19 protein-coding genes and 1 pseudogene are annotated in these 20,798 nt (G+C 59.2%); 5 read left to right on the top strand and 15 right to left on the bottom strand.

What is annotated here, in order from left to right:
• The 3 genes and pseudogenes from ASD36_RS09315 to ASD36_RS09305 form a co-directional block, all read right to left on the bottom strand.
• A pseudogene (locus ASD36_RS09315) lies at positions 1-167 on the bottom strand (sugar ABC transporter permease); the annotation flags it as partial.
• A gap of 118 nt (positions 168-285) precedes the next feature.
• Positions 286-1,563: a D-tagatose-bisphosphate aldolase, class II, non-catalytic subunit gene (locus tag ASD36_RS09310; RefSeq protein WP_060509041.1), complete on the bottom strand. Its 1,278-nt coding sequence runs from the start codon at positions 1,561-1,563 to the stop codon at positions 286-288.
• The gene (locus tag ASD36_RS09305) at positions 1,560-2,552 is read right to left on the bottom strand and encodes a sugar kinase (protein WP_060509040.1); all 993 of its coding nucleotides are present in this window, start codon (positions 2,550-2,552) and stop codon (positions 1,560-1,562) included. Before ASD36_RS09305 ends, ASD36_RS09310 begins: the two co-directional genes overlap by 4 nt.
• Positions 2,553-2,840: 288 nt before the next feature.
• Between ASD36_RS09305 and ASD36_RS09295 the strand changes: the two genes are divergently transcribed.
• The 4 genes from ASD36_RS09295 (at position 2,841) to ASD36_RS09280 (ending at position 7,276) form a co-directional block, all read left to right on the top strand.
• On the top strand, positions 2,841-4,154 hold the full coding sequence (locus ASD36_RS09295) for a sugar ABC transporter substrate-binding protein (RefSeq protein WP_060509036.1): 1,314 nt from the start codon (positions 2,841-2,843) through the stop codon (positions 4,152-4,154).
• Between the two features lie 137 nt (positions 4,155-4,291).
• The gene (locus tag ASD36_RS09290) at positions 4,292-5,062 is read left to right on the top strand and encodes an L-iditol 2-dehydrogenase (protein ID WP_060509033.1); all 771 of its coding nucleotides are present in this window, start codon (positions 4,292-4,294) and stop codon (positions 5,060-5,062) included.
• A gap of 11 nt (positions 5,063-5,073) precedes the next feature.
• The gene (locus ASD36_RS09285) at positions 5,074-6,084 is read left to right on the top strand and encodes a zinc-dependent alcohol dehydrogenase family protein (protein WP_060509031.1); all 1,011 of its coding nucleotides are present in this window, start codon (positions 5,074-5,076) and stop codon (positions 6,082-6,084) included.
• A 172-nt stretch (positions 6,085-6,256) separates the two neighbouring features.
• Positions 6,257-7,276: a LacI family DNA-binding transcriptional regulator gene (locus ASD36_RS09280; RefSeq protein ID WP_060509029.1), complete on the top strand. Its 1,020-nt coding sequence runs from the start codon at positions 6,257-6,259 to the stop codon at positions 7,274-7,276.
• A 272-nt stretch (positions 7,277-7,548) separates the two neighbouring features.
• Here the strand turns inward: ASD36_RS09280 and ASD36_RS09275 are convergent, their stop codons facing one another.
• From ASD36_RS09275 to ASD36_RS09235, 9 genes are all read right to left on the bottom strand, one after another.
• Positions 7,549-8,154 carry a nucleoside deaminase gene (locus ASD36_RS09275; RefSeq protein ID WP_060509027.1) on the bottom strand — a complete coding sequence of 202 codons (606 nt, stop codon included), beginning with the start codon at positions 8,152-8,154 and terminating at the stop codon, positions 7,549-7,551.
• Between the two features lie 80 nt (positions 8,155-8,234).
• Complete coding sequence (locus tag ASD36_RS09270; RefSeq protein WP_060509025.1) at positions 8,235-9,707, bottom strand: nucleobase:cation symporter-2 family protein; 1,473 nt, start codon at positions 9,705-9,707, stop codon at positions 8,235-8,237.
• An 833-nt stretch (positions 9,708-10,540) separates the two neighbouring features.
• A complete protein-coding gene (locus ASD36_RS09265; RefSeq protein WP_060509024.1) occupies positions 10,541-11,071 on the bottom strand; it encodes a chromate transporter in 531 nt (176 codons plus the stop codon).
• Complete coding sequence (locus ASD36_RS09260; protein ID WP_060509022.1) at positions 11,064-11,639, bottom strand: chromate transporter; 576 nt, start codon at positions 11,637-11,639, stop codon at positions 11,064-11,066. Before ASD36_RS09260 ends, ASD36_RS09265 begins: the two co-directional genes overlap by 8 nt.
• Positions 11,636-13,267 carry an ABC transporter ATP-binding protein gene (locus ASD36_RS09255; RefSeq protein WP_060509020.1) on the bottom strand — a complete coding sequence of 544 codons (1,632 nt, stop codon included), beginning with the start codon at positions 13,265-13,267 and terminating at the stop codon, positions 11,636-11,638. The genes ASD36_RS09260 and ASD36_RS09255 overlap by 4 nt, the downstream gene beginning before the upstream one ends.
• Positions 13,260-14,186, bottom strand: coding sequence for an ABC transporter permease (locus ASD36_RS09250; protein WP_060509067.1), 927 nt, complete (start codon positions 14,184-14,186; stop codon positions 13,260-13,262). The genes ASD36_RS09255 and ASD36_RS09250 overlap by 8 nt, the downstream gene beginning before the upstream one ends.
• A gap of 1 nt (position 14,187) precedes the next feature.
• Positions 14,188-15,105 (bottom strand): ABC transporter permease, encoded by a 918-nt coding sequence (locus ASD36_RS09245; RefSeq protein WP_037101923.1) that lies wholly within the window; start codon positions 15,103-15,105, stop codon positions 14,188-14,190.
• Positions 15,106-15,219: 114 nt separating this feature from the next.
• Positions 15,220-16,734, bottom strand: a complete 1,515-nt coding sequence (locus ASD36_RS09240) for an ABC transporter substrate-binding protein (protein ID WP_244489772.1) — start codon at positions 16,732-16,734, stop codon at positions 15,220-15,222.
• Positions 16,735-16,772: 38 nt separating this feature from the next.
• Positions 16,773-17,402, bottom strand: a complete 630-nt coding sequence (locus ASD36_RS09235) for an RraA family protein (protein ID WP_060509064.1) — start codon at positions 17,400-17,402, stop codon at positions 16,773-16,775.
• Between the two features lie 121 nt (positions 17,403-17,523).
• On the opposite strand from ASD36_RS09235, the gene ASD36_RS09230 reads away from it, so the two are divergent.
• Positions 17,524-18,444 (top strand): LysR family transcriptional regulator, encoded by a 921-nt coding sequence (locus tag ASD36_RS09230; protein ID WP_060509017.1) that lies wholly within the window; start codon positions 17,524-17,526, stop codon positions 18,442-18,444.
• Positions 18,445-18,578: 134 nt separating this feature from the next.
• Here the strand turns inward: ASD36_RS09230 and ASD36_RS09225 are convergent, their stop codons facing one another.
• The 3 genes from ASD36_RS09225 to ASD36_RS09215 form a co-directional block, all read right to left on the bottom strand.
• The gene (locus ASD36_RS09225) at positions 18,579-18,869 is read right to left on the bottom strand and encodes a helix-turn-helix transcriptional regulator (protein ID WP_060509015.1); all 291 of its coding nucleotides are present in this window, start codon (positions 18,867-18,869) and stop codon (positions 18,579-18,581) included.
• 90 nt (positions 18,870-18,959) lie between these two features.
• On the bottom strand, positions 18,960-19,835 hold the full coding sequence (locus ASD36_RS09220; RefSeq protein ID WP_060509013.1) for a glycine betaine ABC transporter substrate-binding protein: 876 nt from the start codon (positions 19,833-19,835) through the stop codon (positions 18,960-18,962).
• Between the two features lie 69 nt (positions 19,836-19,904).
• Complete coding sequence (locus ASD36_RS09215) at positions 19,905-20,789, bottom strand: proline/glycine betaine ABC transporter permease (protein ID WP_112834628.1); 885 nt, start codon at positions 20,787-20,789, stop codon at positions 19,905-19,907.
• Between the last annotated feature and the right edge of the window lie 9 nt (positions 20,790-20,798).

The following is a 20,798-nucleotide window of genomic DNA, read 5'->3' as shown; positions in this document are numbered from 1 at the left end:
TAGTTGAACAGGCCAGCGAAACTGACATTGCCGGGGTTGAGCAGGTTGTAATTCTGGAACGAGAACCACAGCGTCATCGCCAAAGGCACGATCATCCAGACCAGCAGAAGCCCAACGGACGGGGCCATCATCCAGCGCGCAAGCGTCTTGGTCTGTTGTGTTGCCATTCACCCGGTCCTCTTCCATTCAGCTTGCGAGCGCACCCGATGACGGGCGCGCTTTTCCGTCTGCTGCCCGAAAACGGTCAGCCGCCCAATTCGTCCGTTATACGGTGACGAAGCTTTATCAGCCAGGCGATTGGTGCACGGCGCGATCGTAACTGCCAAGCACCCGGTCCACTGACGCGATCAGAATATCTTCGGCGGAAAAGCCGCGAATATCCTCGACATCAAATTGTGGTAAATACTGATGAAGAAGGGTTTCAGGGATCGCCACATCGGCCAGAGCGCTTACGAGCGCTTGGACTCCGTTCGCCGATTGAGGCCTGTTCCAGTAGTATCTGATCCGGTCGCTGTAGCTGTAATGGCGCTGAAGCCGCAGCCCTCGTTCGTCACCGTGATAATGCCCCTGCCAGTCTTTCGGATGCGCAGTCATCACATCTTCCATCGTGTGGAACAATGATCGTTCACCGTAGCCAGGCACCAGTTCCGTGGCGATCAAATCGAGTGCATACAAGGCTTCGCGATAGGCGAAGGTGACGCCTGGACCAACCTTCAGGATCGGGAACCCGTCCCGCACAAGGGCTGCAAGCGCTGCCTCCGGCTGGTAGTCCGTCGAATGGGCCTCAAAGACGAGCGTGCCGTAGTTTTCGAGAACATTCGCCAGGCTCGCCGCTTTGGCAGGGTTGTACTCGATCACGTTATCGCTTCCGAATTCGACCCCCGGCTGGACAACGAATGCAATCGTGCGGGCGAACGCATCGGCAAGACCAGCCTTTTCGAACACGTCGCGATGGATCGCAATGGTCGAGACAGCGGCGTCCGGCGATGTAGGTTCCACCGTATCAAGTATGTGATCCGCGCCACCCGGAACGGGAACTTCCGTCCCCAGAATATACACCGGCATGGGAAGGCCCTTGGAACGGGCCGTTTCCTCGGCCACCGCGCACAACGCTGCCGCCCGGACCGCGATCTTACGATCGTCAAGAGCAGCGGGCTCTCCCGCGCATCCCATCGAGGCGTCCAGATGAATTTTGCTGAACCCGGCCGCCACATAGGCCTCGACCATCGCCTTGGCCTTTTCCATGGCGGCTGCTGGGTCTTCACTTCGCCAGGGGTTTGGGCCGAGATGGTCGCCCCCGAAAATCAGCAGGCCGCGGTCCAGCCCCTCTTCGGCGGCGATCTGCTTGACCAGACCGGCGAAATCGGACGGCGTCATGCCGGTATAGCCGCCGAGATGGTTGACCTGGTTGCAGGTCGCCTCGATCAGCACGGGCTGCTGCGTCTTTTTTGCGAGGCGAACGGCAGCCCGCAGCACGGTCGGATGCGCAGAGCAGACCGAGGTTATTCCACGCGGCCGACCATCCCGTCTCGCCTTGGCCAAGTCCAAAAGACAGTTGCTCATGCTGGCGTCCTTCCCTGGTTGGCTGATATGAAAGCGTCGAGCTCCGCCATGGATGACGTGCCCTCCATCGGGCCCTGCCTGGTTACGTTGCGAGCCCCGGCCGCGTTGGCATAGCGCAGCGCCTGTTGCGGCGCGTGACCCTTGCGGCGGCAGGTGAGATAGGTAGCGCCAAAGCAGTCTCCTGCCCCGGTCGGATCGACTTCTTCAACCGCGAAAGCCTGACAATCGACCGAACCGTGGGCTCGGCTGTAGTGAGAGGATCCCTGCCGCCCACGCTTCAGGACGACCTCGGAAATACCGCGCGAAAGCAGGCTCTCGATAGCCTCCGCCTCGCCGTCGACACCGGCGGCGATGGCAAGCTCCTCCCCGGACGGCAGCAGCAGGTCGGTTACCGCAAGCACGTCGTCGAATTGCTTCTTCGCCTCGCCGCCGCCGATCATCAGCTCTTTTCGGACATTCGGATCGAACGACACGGTACCGCCCCTCGCCTTCACAACCGAAACAGCCTCAAGGATGATGGGAGCGATGCCGGGGATGGCAAAAGCCGAGCCCATGACGTGTACGTGCCCAGCCCGCGCGATCAGACCACGCGCCTGCCCGGTCATGGCCGTTGCGCCGGAAGCGGACTTTCCAATATTGAAGACGAAATCACGGGCGCCATCCGGCCTGTAGCGAACGAAGGCGCTTCCTGTAGGTAAATCTGGCAAAACGGCGATCGCAGAGACATCGACGCCGTCGCATTCGAGCCGGTCGATATTCAGGCGGCCGAAATCATCATCGCCGACCGCCGAGACGATACCGCACGCGCCGCCGAGCTTTGCGACCTGATCGATGAAGATCGCAGGCGCTCCACTTGGGAAAGGCCCGATGAGGGGCTGGGCTTCCCGAAAGCCGGCACCAACAGTTGTCGCCATGATCTCCACAAGGATTTCACCGATCGTAATCGTCGGGCCGAGTGCCTCCGAGGCCGCCATGCAACGCTTATCCATTCCCACATCTCCCCAGCGCACAGCACCAAGCCGCATCACCTCACAGGCGAGTGACTTACCGGCGGGAATCGCGACTGTCAATATTATATTTTACACGCGTAAACAAATTTTCGAGTAATTAAGAAGGCAAAAACTCCGAAAACCCACCAGAGAATGATTGCCAAATAGACGCCTGCATCATTTTTGCGCGCTTTCCGGCTCATCAGCTTGACAAGCGAAATCAATTGCCAGATAAAAACTTTACGCATGTAATTGTATGCGAAAACGTTCGTAAAGGAGGAGAATGTCATGGGTAAATACGCACGTATACTTTCAGCTTCAGTCGTGGGCACTGGTCTGCTGGCAGGCATGGCCAGCGCGGAGGAGATCAATGTCGCTACCGTGAACAATGGCGACATGATCATCATGCAGAAGCTGTCGGGAGCCTGGGAGAAGGAAACCGGCAACAAGATCAACTGGATCGTGCTTGAAGAAAACGTTCTGCGCGAACGCGTGACTACGGACATCGCCACAAAAGGCGGCCAGTTCGACGTCATGACAATCGGTGGATACGAGGCTCCGATCTGGGGCAAGCAGGGTTGGCTGACGCCCGTCGATGACCTCGGCGATGATTACGACTATGCCGATCTGCTTGAGCCGATCAAGGCTGGCCTGACTGTGGATGGCAAGCTTTATGCCGTTCCGTTTTATACCGAAAGCTCGTTTACGCTCTATCGCAAGGACCTCTTTGCGGCCGCCGGCCTTACAATGCCGGAACAGCCATCCTACGAGCAGATCAAGGAATTTGCGGCCAAGCTGACGGACAAGGCCAATCAGCAGTACGGCATTTGCCTTCGCGGCAAGCCGGGGTGGGGCGAGAACATGGCGTTCCTCGGCACGATGGTGAACAGCTATGGCGGACGCTGGTTCGACATGGACTGGAAGCCCCAGCTGAATTCCGAGCCATGGAAGAACGCCGTGACCGACTATGTTCAGATTCTGAACGAATACGGCCCGCCCGGCGCAACGGCAAATGGGTTCAACGAAAACCAGACGCTCTTTGCCAGCGGAAAATGCGCGATGTGGATCGACGCCACCTCGGCTGCCGGCCGCGTCTTCGACCCCAAGCAGAGCCAGGTCGCCGACAAGATCGCCTTTACACGTTCGCCGGTTGCGGTAACACCGAACGGCTCTAGCTGGTCCTGGTCCTGGGACCTCGCGATACCGGCAACGTCGCAGAAAGCCGATGTGGCCAAGTCGTTCCTCAAATGGGCGACCTCGAAAGAATACGTGAAGATGGTCGGTGAGTCCGAAGGCTGGGTTGCGGTTCCTCCGGGCACCCGCAAATCGACTTACGCCCTGCCGGAATACCAGCAGGCAGCCCCGTTTGCGGACACTGTTCTGAAAGCCATCATGTCCGCCGATCCGGCAAAGCCCACGAAGGATCCGGTTCCCTATACCGGTGTTCAATTCGTGGCCATTCCGGAGTTCCAGGCACTTGGAACATTCGTCGGCCAGCAGATCAGCTCAGCACTTTCGGGACAGCAATCCGTCGAGGATGCACTCAACGCATCCCAGACCCAGGCGGAGCGCGAGATGACGCGCGCCGGCTATATCAAGTAAGCCAAAGGCTGCGCTTTGAGCGCAGCCCCTCCCGGAGGGAGCCCGGAGATGGTTCCGGGCTCCCTTCGCCCCCCCTCAAAGACCTTCCAAGACAACATTATGCGGTGGCGAACGTCTTAACCGCGGAGGAAACCTTCATGAGACTGCAGAACAAGATTGCGCTGATCACGGGTGGTGCACGCGGTATCGGTTTGGGCTTCGCCGAGGCCTTTGCCGCCGAGGGCGCCAAAGTCATCATTGCCGACATCAATATCGATCGGGCCTTGGAGGCTGCAGCCGCAATCGGTCCAGCTGCCACGGCCATCAGGCTTGATGTCACCGACCTTGCGAGCATCGATGCGACCGTCGCCGACGTCGATCAGCGCTTCGGAGGTATCGATATTCTCGTCAACAACGCCGCCATCTTCGACATGGCGCCGATCCAGGGCATCACCGAAAGCAGCTACGACCGGGTTTTCGACGTCAATCTCAAAGGGCCGCTGTTCATGATGAAAGCAGTTTCCAACGTCATGATTGCCCGAGGCCGCGGCGGCAAGATCATCAATATGGCAAGCCAGGCCGGACGCCGTGGCGAAGCGCTTGTCACACTCTACTGCGCATCCAAGGCGGCCATCATCTCTGCCACCCAGTCGGCAGCCCTTGCGCTCGTCAAGCACGGCATCAATGTCAATGCGATCGCACCTGGTGTCGTCGATGGCGAGCATTGGGACATCGTTGATGCCAAGTTCGCGGAGTGGGAGGGCCTCGCACCCGGCGAGAAAAAGGCGCAGGTCGCCCAGTCCGTGCCGATCGGCCGTTTCGCCACGCCGGACGACATCAAGGGGCTTGCGGTTTTTCTCGCGTCAGCGGACAGCAATTATATTCTGGCGCAGACCTACAATGTCGATGGCGGAAACTGGATGAGCTGAGGAGCATAATCATGAAGGCGATCCAGTTTGTCGAAAAGGGAAAGGCGACCCTGGTGGAGGTCCGTGTCGGCTCCATCCCCCCGGGCCATGCGCTCATTCGCGTCAAGGCGGCGGGGCTTTGCCATACGGACATCGACGTCCTCCACGCGCGCTATGGCGCGGGCGCTTTTCCGCTGATCCCCGGCCACGAGTTTGCTGGAGAGGTTCTGGAGGTCGCATCCGGCGTCACGTGCGTGCGCGCCGGATGCCGTGTCGCCGTAGACCCGAATCTCCCCTGCGGCACATGCCCGGCTTGCCAGAAAGGTTTGACCAATCTCTGCCGCGATCTCAAGGCCTATGGGGTTTCCCATGACGGCGGATTTTCCGAGTTCAGCATCGTGCGCGCCGACCACCTGCACGATATCGGCGACATGCCGTACGATCTCGCGGCCTTGGCTGAACCTTTGGCATGCGTGTTAAACGGGCTCGGGGCCGCAGGCATCACGGACAAGGCAAGCGCGCCTTCGCAGGCACTGGTGTTTGGTGCAGGACCGATCGGGCTGCTGCTCGGCCTCGCGTTGAAATCTGCCGGGGCAGATACGGTCACCTTTGCAGATATCAACGAGGATCGCCTGGCATTCGCTGCCGATCTTGGTTTCGCGCCCGTCAGCTCCGGTTCCGGGGAATTGCTGTCGCGCAAGCAGAGCTTCGACCTAGTGGCCGACGCGACGGGCATTCCAAGCGTCGTGGAAGGAATGCCGGATCTGGTGGCCGATGGTGGTACCGGCTTGGTGTTCGGTGTCTGCGCTCCGGAAACCCGGGTGTCCGTTTCACCGTTTGAGATTTTCAGGCGGCAGCTGAAACTGGTTGGTTCCCATTCTCTCAACCGCAACATCCCGCAGGCCTTGTCGGTGCTTGCCGGTGACAGGACCAGAATGTCTCAGCTCGTGACACACAGGTTGCCGCTTGCGGACATGGTGCCATGTTTCCTGGCCAAGCCAAGCGATCCCGCGACCATGAAAGTGCAGTATTTCGACGGCTGAGGCACCGCCGGAATGAGATCGCTCATTCCCGCTTTTCTAAAGCAGACCGAACGGTTAAGACCAAGGATCGATGACCGGAGCCGATCTTGCGGGCTCTTTTCATCGGCCTTGGTAGAGAGACGTTTGCCTATAACTCGACGGAGTATGACGATTGGCCAAAGCGATTAAGACAATGGAGGACTTCTCGGAGTTCGTCGGCCTGTCGCGCCCTACCGTATCGAAGTATTTCAACGATCCCACCTCGGTGCGACGCAAAACTCGCGATACCATCGAAGAGGCACTCAAGAAGTCCGGTTTCCGGCCCAACATGTTTGCGGTCAATCTCAACCGCCGGCGCAGCAACATTATCGGCATCGTCATTCCCAATACCCTCGATCCATTCTTCATGGCACTGACCAGACGCATTGAGATCATGGCCAACGAAGCGGGCTTTCTGGCATTCGTGCTCTCTTCGGATGGAAAGCCAGAGATCGAAGAGGAAGCAATCAAGACTTTTCGATCGATGAACGTAGCGGGAGCGATCATTGCGCCCATCGGCCGGCAAACCGGTAGCTCGACGCTTGAGCAACTCGGAAGAGACATCCCCCTCGTTTACGTGGACACGCCGCTGGATGACAAGGCCGCGTTTGTCGGTACGGACAACCGCCAGAGCTTTGGCCTGATTGTCGATTATCTCTGCCGGTCGGGCGAGCCTCCGTGTTATTTCGGCATGCCGGAAGTCAACATCAACGCGATCGAGAGACGGAATGCCTATGTCGAAGCGATGAAGGGGTTCGGCCTGACGCCTGAACTGATCACGCTTTCCACCGTCGCGACATGGGACTTCGAACGTTTCGCGATGGAAGAGGCCTCGTCCCTGTTCGATACGCTTTCGCATCTACCAACCAAGACAATCGTTTGCGCCAACGACCGTCTGGCATTTGGCGTGCTGGCCGCGGCTTGGCAAAAAGGCCTCAAAGTCGGCCACGGCCCAGGTTGCGACATCCGTGTCGCTGGTCATGATGACCATCCCCTTTCGCAATACACCTGCCCGCCGATTACAACCGTCGCCCAGAACTACAAGGAAATCGGCAGGCTTGCCATCGGGCTGCTTTTCAAGCAACTCGGCGAGGACGCACAGGGCGACGACGTCCTGCTCAGCCAGGACCGCATCCTGCTCAAGGCTGAATTGATGCTACGGAAATCGGCCTAGAGGTTCCTCAGCAAGAGAGACGCTGACCAACTTATGCCGCACAGGTCGGCGTTACGGCTCTGCCATCATCCGTGAACAATGAGGCCAGTTCCCCCTGTTCCAGATAGCCCTCGACCGGCATTGAGAGTGCATATCAAGAACTGGGGCGCCGGATCGCTCACTTCCCCTAAAATCGGGCAGGCGCCTGTCTGGCTACCCGAACCACTATGAAACCGTTCGACGCGCCGCCAGAAGAAAAGCCCGCCGGCAACGCGCCCACGCGAAAACAAAGATCAGCTGAGGGGGATCGCGTTGCCGTCCTTGCCCGCTTGGTAGATGACAGAGAGGTCGTCATATTTGCGGCTAATGGCGGCAGCCCGTTCATTCAGATGCGAACGGTGCGGCTCCGGCGCCTGATCTATCAGCGCGTGGATTGATTTCCCGTTCCAGAAGGCGTTTGTCCGGTTATAGCCGCCGGGCTCCAGAGTGAAGACCTCCTTCAAGATCTTCAGGTCATGCGGAATGGCAAAAGCGTCGCGGGAATCCTCGTGGCTGAAGAAGTAGAAGAAATTGTCGAAGCCGGCCCAAGTGATTGCCGAAAGACACATCGAGCACGGCTCATGGGTCGACAGGAAGATGAGATCCTTCGAATCCGGCCGGTCGCATTGCGGCATCTCATAGAACCGCTTCAAGGCATGCACCTCGCCATGCCACAGCGGGTTTTCTGTCTCGTTGTTGGTTTCCACGAGAACCGTGGAGAGGTCCGATTTGCGCAGCAGTGCCGCGCCAAAGACCTTGTTACCCGCAGCAACACCAAGTTCCGTGGTCGGGATAATCCCGGCTTCCATCGTGCCGAACAAGGCATCGAGCAGGCGTTGTGTTTCGTATTCTTCTGACATTCTATCTCCTTTTATAAGGTGGAAAATTGTGGTCCGGGTCAGCGCCTGGCTGGAGCCGGACCGTTTACCGCGCAAGTGGTTTAGTGGGCGGCTTCAAGGATCATCGGGATCTCGGCGCCTTTGGCGTCATAGAGCTTGCCGTTGAGGAAGTAGTCGCCATCGTGAAGCCGGGCGATATCCTGGTAGCGGATGCTCCGCTCGACCCCCGCGACGAACACGGACTGCTGATCAGAGTTTCCGGATTTGATGTGGTTGAACAGCAGGTTGAGGGCGATTGCCATCAACGCGGCGGAACTGATACCGGAATGGAATATCGTGGCAAACCAGGCCGGGAAATGCTCGTAGAAACCTGGAGACGCTATCGGGATCATGCCAAACCCGATGGACGTTGCCACGATCACCAGGTTCATGTTGTTGTTATAGTCTACCTTCGAGAGGGTGCGGATGCCGCTTGCTGCCACCGTGCCGAAAAGCACGATCCCGGCGCCGCCGAGGACGGAGCTTGGGACCGCAGCGACGACGCGGCCCATCACCGGCAAGAGGCCGAGGGCAACCAGGAAGAGCCCCCCTGTCGCCACCACATACCGGCTCTTCACGCCGGTCACGGCAACCAGTCCGACATTCTGGGCGAACGCGCTCTGTGTGAATGACCCAAAGACGGGGGCGATGATGCTCGACAGCATATCGGCCCGAAGGCCATCCCCGAGACGCCGGGAATCGACCTTGGTCTCGACGATCTCGCCGACGGCCAGAATATCCGCCGACGTCTCGACGAGTGTCACCATGATCACGATGAACATGGAGATAATCGCCGCAAGTTCGAAGGTCGGGTAACCGAAGTGGAAGATCGCCGGAAGGGCAAAGAATTGGCCGTTCGCCACCTGCGAGAAGTCGGTCATTCCGGCGACATAGGCAATCCCGGTGCCGATCACGATCGCAAGCAGGATGGACAGCCGCGAAATCGAGGCGCTTCCAAGCTTGCTGAGCAGCAGCACGATGGCAAGGGTCGCTGCGGCGAGCTGGATGTTGCCGGGGCTTCCAAAATCCGGCGCGCTGCTGTTGCCGCCCATCGCCCAGAACGCGGCGACCGGCATCAGCGTCAGGCCGATGGTCGTGATGACTATCCCGGTGACGAGCGGCGGGAAGAAACGGGTGATCCTCGAAAACACCGGCGTGATCAGCAGGCCGATCACTGACGCCACGATGACCGCCCCGAGAATGGACCGAATGCCGCCGTTGCCGGAGATCGCGATCATCGTCGCGACGCCCGAGAACGAGACACCCTGCACCAGCGGCAGGCGGCTGCCGAAGAATGGCAGGCCGATCGTCTGAAGGATGGTGGCAAGGCCACCGGCAAAAAGCGACGCCGTGACCAGCAGGCCGACGTCGTTCGTGTCGAGCCCGGCCGCCTGTCCGAGAATGAGCGGTACAGCAACGATGCCCCCATACATCGTCAAAACATGTTGAAGCCCATAGGCGAGATTGGCTCCAACGCTGAGCCTTTCATCTTCCGGACGCGTGTGGGATGCACTTTCCTCTTTCTTATATGCCAAGGTAAACTCCTCCGTACCTTTGCAAGCTTTTCGCTTTGGGTTGCACCCCTGCCGATCAGGCATTTCGGCATAGCCATCGGGGCACAGGGCTATGCCGGAGCCAAGCTCATGCCTGAAGCGGATAACGCTGCCAGTTGCGGACATAACGGCCAAGGCGCATTCGAAGAACATGCCGCCGGGTTCTAGAGACGAACGTGCTGAATCGGTTCGGAGGGCGCGTGCCGGTCAGTCGGGTCACTGCCGCGCGACGATTTCCTGGCGTCCTTGCCCTGATGTCCGCCTGCTGCGCGCTGTGGGTGTCGCGGGACCTGCGGTCGAACAGACACTGTGCGGATGGGGTTTCCCAAGCACAGCCATAGCGAAGTCCATCATGAAAGAGAGTATTGGTATCCATGCCCTGTCAGCTCCATAGTTGAACTGGCTTTTGGCCAGTTTCGCTAGGACCCTGTTCCAGGAGGTGCGAACTCCGGATCGTCATCAACATTCGTTGAGCGGGGCATTTCTTGTGAGGTCTAGACCTGCACTATCACTAACCTTGCATTCTTTTAACGGAACCTGTCAAGCACACGCCATGGCTACCATGCCGCGTGATCACCGGGATCTCTCCACCCGCCCTGTGTCAATGCGGCTCGCGGTTCCACCAATACTCAACCAAATCAGGGCGCCGCCAGTTACAAACGGCACATCATCAATGACATCTTCTCAGGAAAAAGCGAAACACCTTCAGGAAAATCGACAGAGATCTCCGTCAGAAAAACGGCGGCTGGAAACCTTATGCCAGTAAAGGTGGAGGTCTTGATGGGATCAGAGCGGCCCACGTGTTTTCAACCGCTTCAGAAATTGTAGATCATCAAGGATGCCATTCCGCCGATGGATATGATGACAAGTGTCGGGACACGGGGGAGGAAACTCAGCACGCCGGCGGCGGCAACCGCGATCGTTCCAGCTTGCCAGGTGCCCATCAACCCGAAGATGGAAATCACTCCTGCGATGATCAATCCGGTCCCGACAGGAGCAAGCCCCTCACGCATGGCGCGATGCCATCGTTTGTCGCGATGCGCGTTCGATACCCTGAACACCGTGTAGCAGAGCAGCGACGACGGGACGAAGAGTGCGAGCGAGGCGACGATAGCCCCCAACCAGCCAGCCAGCTTCCAGCCGACAAGCGTGGCAAGCATTACGCCGGGTCCGGGCGCGGCGCGCGAGATGGCAAAGAGTTCCAGAAATTGCTGGGCGTTTAACCAGCCCCGGGCCGTCACAACCTGATTTTCCATCCCGGCGATGATGCTGGCACCGCCTCCGATGGAAATCAGCGAAAACGGCACGAAGACCATGACCAGGCCAAGCAGCGGATCGTCACGCATCGGGCTTCCCCGCGCGGTTCCAGCTGAGAGCAATGCTGACGGGAGCGGCGACGGCGACAACGGCCATAAGCGGCCAGTCCAGAACCCCGACCGTCACGGCGACGGCCAAAACCACAGCCAGCCCCGGAAGATGACGGGATGCGCGGCGGACACCGTGCCAGCATATCACGATGAGTAGGCCGGTCGCGGCTGCGGCGACCCCGGCCAACGCCGCCTCCAACGGTCCGACATTGGCGATCGAATCGATCAGCACGCTGAGGCCGATGGCCGCGAAAAACGGACCGATGAGGAAGCCGAATGCACCGGCAACCGCCCCGGCAGGCCCGCGCAACTGCTCTCCCATACAGACGACGAGGTTGATGACGTTGGCGCCGGGGAGCATCTGCGAAATCGCCAGGCTGCTGGTAAAGTCGTCGGCATCGATCCAGCGTTTCTGCTCGACGAACTCGCGGTAGAGCCAACCTGACAGGCCGCCGCCGAAGCTGAGCAGGCCGATCTTCAGGCAAACAAGAAACAGGCCGGCGAGCGATGCCGGCCGAAGAGGTGCGTCACGCGGCATCGGTCTCATGCCGCATCCGGCAAATGGACCTCGCTCGCGGCCAGCAGCCGCTTGGTATAGTCGTGCCGCGGGGCGGTGTAGATATTGGTTGTCGGCCCTTGCTCGACGATCTGGCCCCGATACATGACGATGACGGAGGTTGCAAAATCCCGCACGAGAGCCAGATCGTGGGCGATGAAAATATAAGACAGACCGAAATCGCGACGCAGCGTTTTCAACAGATCGATGACCTGTGCCTGCACCGAAACGTCAAGCGCGGAGACGGCCTCGTCGCAGACGATGACTTCTGGCTGAAGCGCCAGCGCCCGGGCAATGGCGATGCGCTGCCGCTGACCGCCGGAAAACTGATGCGGATGGCGGTCGATATGATCCGGCTTCAAGCCAACGCGTTCCAGAAGCTCGATCACCCTTCCCCGCCATTCCTTCTTCGGCAGGACACCTGCATGGATAGCCCACGGTTCGGAAACGATCTGTCCGATGGTCATCCGCGGATTGAGCGATGCCGTCGGATCCTGGAAAACGAACTGCATCCGGCGCCGCACCTTGAAGGCCTCTGACGCCGACATGCCGTTCATGTCCTTGCCGTCGAAACGGATCGTGCCGCTGGTTGGTGGCTCGAGGCCGAGAAGCATACGTGCCAGTGTCGATTTTCCCGAGCCGGACTCGCCGACGATGCCCAATGTCTCTCCGCTGCGCAGCACGAAGTTTGCATTATCGACCGCGCGAATTGCTTTCGGTCCTGCATCCTTCGCTTTGCCCGGCTGGACACCGTAGATGCGCGACACGTCCTGAACCTCCAGGATTGTGCGGCGCGTTTCGCTCGCCACTGCCTGAGTTTCGAAGCCATGCCGCCCGGGCATCGCATCGAGAAGCTTGCGCGTGTAGGGGTGAGACGGCGATGTCATAATGGCGCGTGCAGCCCCGGTCTCCACGACCCGGCCGTTCTGCATGACCACGACACGATCGGCGACCTTTTCGACAACGCCGAGATCATGCGTGATGAGAACAAGGCCCATCCCGTTTTCTGCCTGCAAGGACTTCAGAAGGTCGAGGACCTGCGCCTGGACGGTCACGTCAAGGGCGCTGGTCGGTTCATCGGCTATCAGCAGGTCCGGTTCGAGCGCGATCGCCGAAGCGATCATGATGCGTTGCCGCTGGCCTCCGGAAAACTGATGAGGATATTGCCGCGCCCGCCGCTCCGGATCGTCGATCCCCACCTTGTGAAGCAGTTCGATGGCGCGTGCATGCGCGGTCTTGCTGTCGACGCCGTGGACCCGTAGGGTTTCCGCCACCTGCCAGCCGATCGGATAGACCGGGTTGAGCGCGGCCAGGGGATCCTGAAAGATCATGGATATCTTGCGGCCATTGATGGCCTGGCGTTCGTCACGCGGCACCTTCAGCAAATCGCGGCCGCGATACAGGATCTGTCCACTGGAGATCACGGCTGGTGGCGCGTCGACGAGATCGAGAACCGCGGAAGCGCTAACGCTCTTGCCTGATCCGCTCTCGCCGAGAATGGCAAGCGTTTCGCCGGGTTTGACCGACCAGCTCACGTCGTCGACGGCATGAACAACGCCGCGGCGGCTGGGAAAGCTGATGCTCAGGTTTTTGATTTCGAGAAGTGGCTGATCAGTCATGTCTGCCTACCGATGTCTGGAGGCGCCAGCGCTCGACCGGATCGGTCACGACGCGAAGCCAGTTTGAAAGGAGATTGAGGGCCATGGTGACGAGCATGATCGCCACACCCGGCCAGAAAGCCAGCCACCAGGCCGACCCCAGATAGTTGCGGCCGTCCGCGACCATCAGGCCCCAGGTTACTTCTGGCGGCTGAATGCCGATGCCCAGAAAGCTTAGGCCGGACTCCACCAACATGACGAAGGCGATTTCCAGCGCTGCGAGATTGATCACCGTCGGCAGGACCATGGGGGCGATATGCCTGAGAAGAATCCGGTCCGTCCGGGCTCCCATCGCTCGCGCGGCGGTGACGAACATCCGCTCCTTGATTTCCAGCACTTCGGCGCGAACGGTCCTGAGGAAGATCGGTATGCGAGAAACGGCAAGCACGAGAATGACATTCGTGATGCCGGGATCGAACACGAACAGCACGATGACTGCCAGAAGCATTGACGGAAAGCTCATGATCGCATCGGCAAGACGCAGAAGCAGGGCACTGACCCATCCGCCTTTATATCCGGCGACGAGCCCGAGAATGCCGCCGATCATCATCGAAAGCAGCACAGCACTTGCGGCGATGACTATGGTGTTCTGGCTGGCGACGACAATGCGGGCCAGCAGGCTGCGGCCGAGCGCATCGGCGCCAAGGAAGAACATCCAGCCCTTGCTGATCGAGAATGGTGGTGCGTTGCGGGCCATGAGATTGACGGCGCGTGCCTGGTCGGCAAGCAGCCAGGGGCCAAGAAGAACACAGGCAAGCACGATGACGAGCAGGGCAGCCGAAACCGTGGCGACCTTGTCCTGCCAGAGCAGACCGAGGATTTCCTTGAAGCCTCCCGATGACCCGGTGGGCTGGACGGTAAGTGAAACGGGCGCGGCCATCTCAGCTGTACCGGATGCGTGGATCGACGAGTGCATAGGTGATATCCACAATGATGTTGATGACGAAGACGGCAAGGGCAGTGACCAGGACAGCAGCCTGGATGACAGCAAAATCCCGAAGCATGACGGAATCGATCATCAGCTTGCCGATCCCTGGAAATCCGAACACGGTTTCGACGATGACGGCGCCGTTGACGATACCGGCAGCCTGGTCGCTGGCCACGGTGATCACCGGCAGAAGCGCATTTCGAAGCGCATGGACGAAGACGATCGCCCGCGAGCCGACGCCTTTGGCACGAGCCGTCTTGATGTAGGCGGAGGACAGCGCCGTCATCATCGACGTGCGCACGACTTGGACCAGAACGCCGGTCGGCCGCAGCATCAGGACGGCGACGGGCAGAATCCAGTGCAATGGCGTCCCGGTGCCCGATGTCGGCAAGACCCGGAGTGTCACGGCAAAGACCAGCACGCCGACAATGGCGACCCAGAAATTGGGCGTGCTGGCGCCGATGAGCGAAATGAAGCTGGCGAGGCGGTCAAAGACGCCGCCGGGACGAAATGCAGCCAGCGAACCGGTGATCACCGAAACGAGGATGACCAGCGGCATCGTGATGGCCGCGAGCGTCAGCGTGGTCGGAAAGGCCTGCAGCACGACATCTACGGCAGGGCGCGAGAACTGCAGGGACTGCCCCATGTCGAAATGCAGCAATCCCCAGAGAAAATGACCGAACTGGACATAGAGCGGATCGTTGAAGCCGAACTGCTCATTGAACTGGTGACGAATCTCGGCGGACGCATCCTGCGGCAGATAGAGATCGGCAGGCGAACCGGTCATGCGCGCCAGAAAGAAGACCAGAACGATCAGCACAAGCAGCGAAAAGACGCTCTGCAATGACCGTTTAAAAATGAATGAACCCATATCAGCCTCCTCCGCCGGATGTGGATCGGGGATTGAACGTCACCGGCATCAAGCCGGCGGTTCGGCACCCATTGAGATTGGCGGCGAGCGTTCACCGCTCGCCACCCTTGCATGTTATTTCAGCTTGAGCCGCGCGAGCTGCAGTTCGACGGCGTTGGCGATCGTCGGGGTAAAATCCAGCCGTTTTCCCACCCGCATGTAGTTGACCATGTGAAAGAGCGGCACGTCGGCGACGATATCCTCATAGATACGGCGGAACACCTCGTTATATTGCTCCGCGCGTTTGGCGCCGGATTGCGTGCCGGCATCGACGATCAGGGCATCGAGGTCAGCATCGTGCAGCTCGCTCTGGCGGCCGTTTGAATGGTACTTGAAGAATGCGGTGAAGGCTGCGTCGCCGCTATTGTTGTCGTGCATCGTCAGGAAGATATTGGGCTGACGATCCTCGGCAAAAGGCTTGTTCGCCATCTTCAGCCACTGCGTCATCTCCAGATTGTCGAGCTTGATGTTGAGACCGACGCTGCGCAGCATTTCTGCCGCCGCTTCCACGAACTCGTTGCTGTTGGCAAACATCGCAGGGCGGCCGATCATCCGGATTTCACGATCCACATCGACGCCAGAGGCTTTCGCTTCAGCCAACAATACCTTGGCCTGTTCCGGATCGTAGGGCCACGGCTTCAGGTTGGCATTGAAACCCAACACGCTTGGCCCGACCTGCTGCATGGCAAGCTCGGCCTTGTCGCTGATAATACTGCCGAGGAAAGCCTGTCGGTCGATCGCCAGATTGATGGCCTTGCGGACGCGAACGTCGTTGAGCGGTGGGATATCCACGGAAAGCCGGAACAGGGCGCTATCGGAGTTCGGATACACCTTGTCGGTTTCCGGGTTGGTTGCATCCTGCGGCGCTATCGAGAAGGCAAGATCGGCTTCGCCGGTTTCGACCATCGCTGCCGCGACTGACGATTCGGAGCGCCAGACATAGGTCGCCTTGTCGATCACCGGTTTTTCGCCCCAATAGGCGTCGTTGCGCACAAGGCCGACATTTTCGCCCTGCGTCCAGTGATCGAACTTGTAGGGACCTGTGCCGATCGGGTCGGCTGTGTATTCACCCTTCGGCGTCTTCACCGACGAGATCGTCAACTGCGCCAGCAATGTCGGCAGGATGGGAACAGCGGTCTTGGTGGCGAATTTCACCGTATGCGCGTCGACCTCAGTTGCCTTGATATCGGTACCATCCAGATATTTGGTCCGCGTGATGCAGGTGAGCGCCGGATCATTGGTGCGTTCCAGCGAGTGAATGACCGCTTTCGCATCGAACGGCGTACCGTCATGGAACGTGATGCCCTGGCGCAGCTTGAAGACCCATTCAGTCGGTGCGGTCTGTTCCCAGCTTTCCGCGAGGCGCGGCAGGGTCGTATGCTTGTCATAATCAAGCTCGACCAATGTCTCGACAACGTTCTGCTTGATGATACGGCCGATCACCGAACGCGGCGTCTCGCATGGATCGAGGCGATCCGGCCCGGCTGGCAGGACGATCGCCACTGCGGTGGCGTCCTGGGCGGATGCGGGGTTCAGCGGAGCAATCAAAGTGGCCGATGTGACCACCGCTATGGTTTTCCAGAAATTCAACGACGTTCTCCTCATTGTCGATGGAATTTTGATAAGGATCAAGACTTTACGAGTTGCAGTCGCGCTTCCTTGAACCCGGCGATTTTTATACGCTCCCGTTCCTCCTGGGCCCGGATTGCCGGCAAAAGGTCCCGGGCAGCTTGCGGTGCAAGCGCCACGATCCCGTCGTCGTCTCCAACGATGAGGTCACCCGGATGCACCACCAGGCCACCAATGGAAACCGGCACGTTGAGGGAGCCCGGGCCGTTCTTGTAAGGACCTTTGTGGGTGATTCCGCGGGCATAGCAGGGCAAGTCGGAAGCCCGGATCGCCGCGACGTCGCGGATCGCGCCATCAAGAACGAACCCGGCCACGCCGATCGATTCCGCATGCGCGAGAATGATTTCGCCGATCAGCGCCTGGCTGATATCGCCTCCGCCATCAACGACAATCACGTCGCCGCGCCGGGCAATCTTCAGGGCGGCGTGGATGGCCAGATTGTCGCCATTGCGGGTCTTGACGGTCAATGCCGTGCCGACCAGTTGGCCGCCCTTGTGATAAGGTAGGATCCCAGTTGCGCCCGGCAGACGTGCCATGTTGTCACTGATGATGGAGGTGGCGACACCGCGAAATTCGGAAATCAGTTCTGGCGCGATCTGCGCGATCACCGGGTACTCTACTATCGTCATATAATCCTCCTTGGCAGCCATCTCCTCGGCTGCTCACCTCGAGAAAAGGTTACGCTTGCCAAGCAATGCAAAAAAGCGATATTTTCTACTGCAGTTAAATCGCTTTAGTTCATGAGAACCGATGTTCACTCTGAAACAGATGGAAGCCCTTTATTGGGTCGCGACGCTTGGCAGCTTCGAGGCGGCCGGCTCCTACCTGAACGTGACCCAATCGACGATTTCCAAACGTATCGGCGAACTTGAAGGCCGCTTCTCCGCGCCGCTGTTCGATCGCAGCAGCCGGCAATCCGTTCTGACCAGCAAGGGACGCGACATCCGCGATATCGCCGAGCAGATGCTGCGGCTGTACGACCGTTTGACGCTCACCGCGCGCACGTCGAACGCGCCGCCCTTCCGGTTCCGGCTGGGCGTAACGGACCTCGTGGCCTTGTCATGGTTGCCGGAATTGATGGCAACCATTCTCGACAGGTATCCGGGAATTTCGCTGGAACCCGAAATTGATCTTACTGCTGGTCTTCTCGACCGCCTGACCGAGCGCAAGATCGACTTCGTGATATGTCCACGCATCAGCCAGCACCCGCAGTTCATCAACATGCGGTTGGGGGAAATCGAACTGGTCTGGATGTGCAGCCCGAAAATCTACAACGGGACCGAGGTGCTGACGAAGGAGGAGATGCTGCGATACCCTCTTCTCATTCAATCGGCGGGCTCGATGCTGCGGCCCATTCTTCACGATGTGATCGACAACCCCCGCCTACCCTTCGGCAAGACGATTTCCTGCAACAATATGGCAGCGCTGGCCGAGCTTGCCGCCTATGGCCTCGGCATCACCATCCTGCCGAAAGCGTTTTTCAGCCGATATGTCGATGATGGGCGCCTTCACGTGATGAAGTCCGAATTCGAGCTGCCGAAACTCGAATATTTCATCACCTACCGGAACGACTATAACGGTGCCTTCTTCGAAGAGATTGCCGAAATAAGCCGGGACCTTTGCGACTTTACCAAGGACCTTAAAAAGCCCATGGACGCCGTGATGGATTAAACAGCTCGGGTCCTGTGAGGGAGCTATCCTCCTCCTGGGCACGCCGCCTTTAGAACTCTCCTTCTCTCTATTGCCAGCCCGGCTTGCCGGGCATGAACCGCGCTGCTTTCATGGCGCAAACCAACAATGGGCTTTTAGCGTGGCAACTCCGCGCTAGCGCCTGCCTCAGCCGTCTGGTTGCCGCCACCCAGAAGCCACATAATGTTGACCTGGAGGATGCGCGCGAGCATGTCGAGACGATTGGCGCGCGGCTCGGAGCGGTCATTTTCCCAGTTGGTCCAAGTGTCCACAGTGACACCGGCAACGGCGGAAATCTCTTCCACGGAAATGCCGAGCGCATCACGCGCAAGTGAAATACGGCCGCCGATGGTATCGTCTGCGCTTTCGGTAAGGGCTGGAGACTTGAGAGTGTCATAAAGATACATTCGCGTAGGTCCTTTCTTTTCTGGGGGGCACGCTCCACGGGCCTTCGCGAAGCATGCCTGCCCGTTTGCGCCGGATGGTGACAGGGACGGTTAGCCTTCCTGCTCGTTCAGCCAGGCCTTCACCTGTTCCGGATGGTCTGCAATGTATTGATCGACGGCCTTCTCGTAGGAGGTCTCCTGCGCGCTGAACATCGCGGCTTCAAGATCGCCGATTGGCAGTTTCATTCGCGACAGGAAGCGCGCGACCTTCGGATTGTCCTTTTCAAAATCCTTTCGCGCCAGCACATCAACATGCTCTGCGGCCCCAAGTGAGCCCTTCGGATCGGCAAGGTAGCGAAGTTCGTACTTGCCAAACATCCAATGCGGACTCCAGGACGTTGCGACGAACCATTCCTGCTTGCGGATAGCCCGGTCGACCGTCGTCAGCATTCCGGCTTCGCTGGAAATCTGCAGCTTGTAGCCGTCCAGCTCATAATCCTTGACGGTCATCTCCGAGAGGCGCGTTAGGCCCGCCCCGGGATCGATGCCGTCAACCCGGCCCTTGAGTTTTGCCTTTACGTCATCCTTCTTGAGATCCTCGATCGAGGCGATGGCATCTTCGGGTATATATTTTGGAACAACCCAGCCGAGTTTCGCGCCGTCATAAACGGTTCCAAGCGTCGCCACCTTGTCCTTCACTTTGGCAAAATAGTCGGCATGGGTCTGCGGCAACCAAGCCATCATCATGACGTCGATATCGCCTCGACTGACACCTTGATATAAAGGTGCAACGTCGGTCTGGACGAGCTGGACCTTATGGCCGAGTTCGTCCTCTATAAGTTTCGCGGCAAGCTTGGTGACGAATTCGGCATCGGACCAGGCGGCCCAACCGATCTTCACCGGCGTCTTGTCATCCGCCAGGGTCGGACCGAACGTGCCGGTGAAAATTCCGGCCGCAAGGCTCATTGTAGCGAGTGTCTTGAACATCTTTGCTCCTTTTGGAAGGTTGGCACCCGGCGGACGGGTACCGCCATTTTTCAGCGCAGTGCGTGCGGCTCAGGCCGCGGCGGTGGAAACCGCCCGACGATGCGCTGCCCGGTGAAAAAGAACACGCCAAACCCCAGCGCGCTGTTTCCCCAGGCTCTGCGTGATCCGGTCGAGGATCACGGCGAGGATGACGACGGCGATGCCGCCTTCAAAGCCGGTTCCAACGTCGAGGCGCTGGATTCCGGTCAATACAGTGTTGCCGATGCCGCCGGCGCCAATCATCGAGGCGATGACCACCATCGACAGCGACAGCATGATCGTCTGGTTGATACCGGCCATGATCGACGGCATCGCATTGGGCAGTTGCACCTTGAACAGGAGTTGCATCTGCGTGCAGCCGAAGGCCTGGCCTGCCTCGACAAACTCCACATGCACCTGGCGGATGCCGAGATTGGTCAGGCGCACGACGGGTGGCATGGAAAAGATGACGGTTGCGATCGTACCTGGCACGGCTCCGAGCCCGAAAAACATCGCTGCCGGGATCAGATAGACAAAGGCCGGCATGGTCTGCATGAGGTCGAGAATCGGCCGCACGATCGACGACACACGGTCGCTGCGCGCCATTGCTATGCCAAGCGGCAAACCGATCAGCATGGCGACCAGCGTCGAGGCAAGGACCAGCGACAGCGTTTCCATCATCGGCGGCCATAGGTCCATATGATCGACGAGCAGCAGCGAAAGCGTGGTAAACAACGCAAAGCCGATGCCGACACGCCAAAGCGCCAAGAGCACCAAGATTGCAAGGCCAAGTGGGAAGGGTGTAGCCAGAAGCAGGCTTTGGATTGCATCTGTCACGGTTCCGATCGCAAGAGCGATCAGATCCAGTACCGGGCTGAGATTGTCGAGGATATAATTGACGACGCTGTCGACGCCGTCACCAAGGTCGAATGTCATAGAAATACT

The organism is Rhizobium sp. Root1334, assembly GCF_001426665.1.
GTDB lineage: Bacteria > Pseudomonadota > Alphaproteobacteria > Rhizobiales > Rhizobiaceae > Pararhizobium.
The sequence above is the reverse complement of the archived record's forward strand: the minus strand, read 5'-3'. Positions and strand labels throughout refer to the sequence as shown.

Excerpts from the sequence above, each read along its gene's own strand:
- ASD36_RS09310 (WP_060509041.1), bottom strand. The coding sequence starts at position 1,563 with ATGAGCAACTGTCTTTTGGACTTGGCCAAGGCGAGACGGGATGGTCGG.
- ASD36_RS09305 (WP_060509040.1), bottom strand. The coding sequence starts at position 2,552 with ATGGATAAGCGTTGCATGGCGGCCTCGGAGGCACTCGGCCCGACGATT.
- ASD36_RS09295 (WP_060509036.1), top strand. The coding sequence starts at position 2,841 with ATGGGTAAATACGCACGTATACTTTCAGCTTCAGTCGTGGGCACTGGT.
- ASD36_RS09290 (WP_060509033.1), top strand. The coding sequence starts at position 4,292 with ATGAGACTGCAGAACAAGATTGCGCTGATCACGGGTGGTGCACGCGGT.
- ASD36_RS09285 (WP_060509031.1), top strand. The coding sequence starts at position 5,074 with ATGAAGGCGATCCAGTTTGTCGAAAAGGGAAAGGCGACCCTGGTGGAG.
- ASD36_RS09280 (WP_060509029.1), top strand. The coding sequence starts at position 6,257 with ATGGAGGACTTCTCGGAGTTCGTCGGCCTGTCGCGCCCTACCGTATCG.
- ASD36_RS09275 (WP_060509027.1), bottom strand. The coding sequence starts at position 8,154 with ATGTCAGAAGAATACGAAACACAACGCCTGCTCGATGCCTTGTTCGGC.
- ASD36_RS09265 (WP_060509024.1), bottom strand. The coding sequence starts at position 11,071 with ATGCGTGACGATCCGCTGCTTGGCCTGGTCATGGTCTTCGTGCCGTTT.
- ASD36_RS09260 (WP_060509022.1), bottom strand. The coding sequence starts at position 11,639 with ATGAGACCGATGCCGCGTGACGCACCTCTTCGGCCGGCATCGCTCGCC.
- ASD36_RS09255 (WP_060509020.1), bottom strand. The coding sequence starts at position 13,267 with ATGACTGATCAGCCACTTCTCGAAATCAAAAACCTGAGCATCAGCTTT.
- ASD36_RS09250 (WP_060509067.1), bottom strand. The coding sequence starts at position 14,186 with ATGGCCGCGCCCGTTTCACTTACCGTCCAGCCCACCGGGTCATCGGGA.
- ASD36_RS09245 (WP_037101923.1), bottom strand. The coding sequence starts at position 15,105 with ATGGGTTCATTCATTTTTAAACGGTCATTGCAGAGCGTCTTTTCGCTG.
- ASD36_RS09235 (WP_060509064.1), bottom strand. The coding sequence starts at position 17,402 with ATGACGATAGTAGAGTACCCGGTGATCGCGCAGATCGCGCCAGAACTG.
- ASD36_RS09230 (WP_060509017.1), top strand. The coding sequence starts at position 17,524 with ATGTTCACTCTGAAACAGATGGAAGCCCTTTATTGGGTCGCGACGCTT.
- ASD36_RS09225 (WP_060509015.1), bottom strand. The coding sequence starts at position 18,869 with ATGTATCTTTATGACACTCTCAAGTCTCCAGCCCTTACCGAAAGCGCA.
- ASD36_RS09220 (WP_060509013.1), bottom strand. The coding sequence starts at position 19,835 with ATGTTCAAGACACTCGCTACAATGAGCCTTGCGGCCGGAATTTTCACC.
- ASD36_RS09215 (WP_112834628.1), bottom strand. The coding sequence starts at position 20,789 with ATGACATTCGACCTTGGTGACGGCGTCGACAGCGTCGTCAATTATATC.